The organism is Rhodococcus sp. LB1 (assembly GCF_001583455.1).
GTDB classification, from domain to species: Bacteria; Actinomycetota; Actinomycetes; order Mycobacteriales; family Mycobacteriaceae; genus Rhodococcus_F; species Rhodococcus_F opacus.
This window is the reverse complement of record NZ_LTCZ01000441.1, coordinates 1-733: the sequence shown is the minus strand read 5'-3', so window position 1 is coordinate 733 and position 733 is coordinate 1. Positions and strand designations below refer to the sequence as shown.

The 733-nt window shown below is 60.8% G+C and carries 1 pseudogene; it reads right to left on the bottom strand.

Annotated elements, in window-relative coordinates:
• A pseudogene (locus tag AZG88_RS54880) lies at positions 1-691 on the bottom strand (amino acid permease); the annotation flags it as partial.
• Positions 692-733 lie beyond the last annotated feature (42 nt).

Here is a 733-nt window from a genome sequence, read left to right as displayed (position 1 = left end):
CGAATGCCACGGCGACATAGGTCACCGGGTTGTCCCGGATCGTTCCCTCACCGAGACCACCCGAAAGAGCAGTCGGCACAACGACGAACAATACGATCATGAACAGCGAAATTCGCGACATGGCCTTGGATGTATCGCGGGCCGTGTCTTTGTACTCGGGTGCGAACGAAGCAACGATCTCGCCCGCGTAGACCGCCCACGCGGTCACGTAGAACACGACGACCACGGTTTTCCAGTCGCCGGCGACCGACCAGGACAAGTTGGCCGTCGACCAATGGATCGACGGGCTGACCAGGCACGCCACCGTTATGACGGCTAGACCTGCGACAACCAGCAGGCCGAGCACCTTGTTGACCGTGGCACCGAACTTCAAGCCGAAGTAGTTGAACGCCCAGGCGAACAGCATGGCACCGAGGGCGAAGAGGTGTTCGAGGCCCAGCTGGTTGCCGAAGATGCCGAAGGCGAGAGTGTTGTCCTGGAACCAGGTCGCCTCGATCAATTCTCCGAAGACGACCGAGGCCATCGAGATGGACAGTGACCAACCGAGCCAGTAGCCGAACGCGGCGATGGCTCCAAGCGGGGCGAAGTATTTCTTCCAGCCCTCGATTGCGTAGCGTGCGACCCCTCCGGAGTCGCGGGGGAACATTGCCGCCATCTCGGCAAAGACTTGGCATTGCAGGAAGCTGATCACGGCTCCGATGAACCAGACCGTAATTGCGGTCCACGCGCCGAC